This window comes from Psychrobacter sp. Ps6 (assembly GCF_022129235.1).
Classification (GTDB): domain Bacteria; phylum Pseudomonadota; class Gammaproteobacteria; order Pseudomonadales; family Moraxellaceae; genus Psychrobacter.
Window position 1 is genome coordinate 1 of the sequence record NZ_JADQAI010000084.1, and the last position, 1981, is coordinate 1981.

A 1981-nucleotide genomic window follows, 5' to 3' on the forward strand; every position below is an offset into this window, starting at 1 on the left:
TTCATGGTGTTGATACTATAGATGTTTGATTTAAATACTTAGAGTTAGTATATCTTAAGTTATCTAAAATAAAAAAATCCCAGCAAATAAGCTACTGCTGGGATTGATACACTGCTCATGGTGCCAACCCTGATGATGAAAGTTTTTTATGTGCATTATCGAATAGGAAGCGTTAGTCTACGCAAGAGTGTTTATGGTCTTATTAATTGTTCTTATAATTAATAAGACGAAGATTGATGAGCAGTCAGTTGAGGGTATAGTACCTACGTCGTAAGAAAAGCTTGAACCAAAGTTTCAGATAAACAGGTAATATATTATCCGTGTGTGGGGATCCTTAGTAAAGAGTAAAAATCCTACAACTTTATTGGGTCATTTCACTTCGTAAGGAATATGTAGTGGAGTCAAAAATGGATCTGTTACTCATGAAGAGAGAGAAGGCATAGTGGTGTTGAAACTAGACTGCCCATTGAGGACGTATACCTTGGAATACTGTATACGTCCATATTTGTTCGATAGAGCCATAAGGTCTCATCTAGTTGGTGGTGTTGCGACATAGTATTCAGGTATATGTTATGCTACTTTGCCGCATTACAAAATTGTAACAACTGATTTTTTTAATTGCTAATTTTTTCGATGTTAGTTTAGAATTTAACTTCTACTTCAACACCTTCTACCCATCGTATTTTATCTATTGCATTATCAAAAGCTAAAGTTAATTTTAAATAACCAGATTGACCTTCAAAAGGATTTTGTAATTCTTGTGGCAGTTTATTAACCACTTCAACTGGTTTAAATACGGTAGCTGTGAATTTTTTTCCATCAGGAAAAATTACTTTAGCCTTGGTATTAATAGCACTATACTCTAAATGTTTTGGTTCTAAGAATGCAACTACTTGAGGCGTAACATTTTGACTTATGGTTACTAAAGGAGTACCTGTTTGAATTCGTTGGCCATTTCGTACATGGATGTCTAAAACCCTGCCATTGAATGGTGATTTAAAATAAAGAGATTCTTTTTGAGTTTCTTTAATAACAAGTTTCTATACTGTTGTGCCACTGGTCCAGCGACTCTTATTTGATCCTTATTAAATTTATCATCATTATATATGATTTGTTGATCACTTAATTGGCTATCAATTGCATTTTTTAAGTTAACGATCGTCGCATAGTCAATATCCGAAATATGCCCTTTTTGTTTATATTGGTCATATTTTTTTTGAATTTCATATACTTTGTATGCACTTATCTCTGTATTTTTTATTGCATTTCTATGAATGTTGTCATTATTTGTGATTTTTAAGTTAGATAACTTATGAATTTCTTTTTTTATAAAATCAATTTCTTTATTTAGCGTGTGGTTTTTTAGTTTTATTAATATTTGTTCTTTGTTTACATCGTCACCGGATTCAAGAAAGATACCTTCTACAATAGCAGGTTGCTCTGAATTTATAGTTAATGGGTATGATGTTATTATTCCTGGAGATATTACTAATATCTGAGTTCTAAATAAGTAATAAGCCATAACGAATAATGGACTGATAACAATTATTAATATAAAATACCAACGAATTTTATATTTATTACGTTTGTCTGGTCCATACATTACCTTCATGCCATCTTCTATTTCAGGGTTTCTTTCTTTGTCTAAGTTAAATTTAATTTTCATACTAAAATCTCTTTCCATGTTTTAATACCCACCAAGGAGCCATATTTGATTCCTCGTGACTTCGTCTAATAATTTCATTTAGTATTGAAATGGCTGTAATTAATCTCATGCAGAATTGATAAATTGGGTAGAGGAATAACCATTTTATGGATTTTAAGTCATACTTAATACGTTCAGATATTAATGTTATATAAATAATAAAAGTAAGTAGGGATAAAAAAAGATAAGAAAAATAAATTATTAACATTATAGCTATAATGAATTTAATTGGATAGCTTATAATAATATATAAAGTAAAAATTACCACCAATAATG

1 protein-coding gene is annotated in these 1981 nt (G+C 30.2%); it reads right to left on the reverse strand.

Features of this window, described 5'->3' with window-relative positions; genetic code table 11:
* Positions 1-970: 970 nt before the first annotated feature.
* Positions 971-1666 (reverse strand): hypothetical protein, encoded by a 696-nt coding sequence (locus I3255_RS13915; protein ID WP_238039339.1) that lies wholly within the window; start codon positions 1664-1666, stop codon positions 971-973.
* Positions 1667-1981: the final 315 nt, after the last annotated feature.

Bases quoted from the DNA above. Each gene is read 5' to 3' on its own strand.
- I3255_RS13915 (WP_238039339.1), bottom strand. From the start codon at position 1,666: ATGAAAATTAAATTTAACTTAGACAAAGAAAGAAACCCTGAAATAGAA.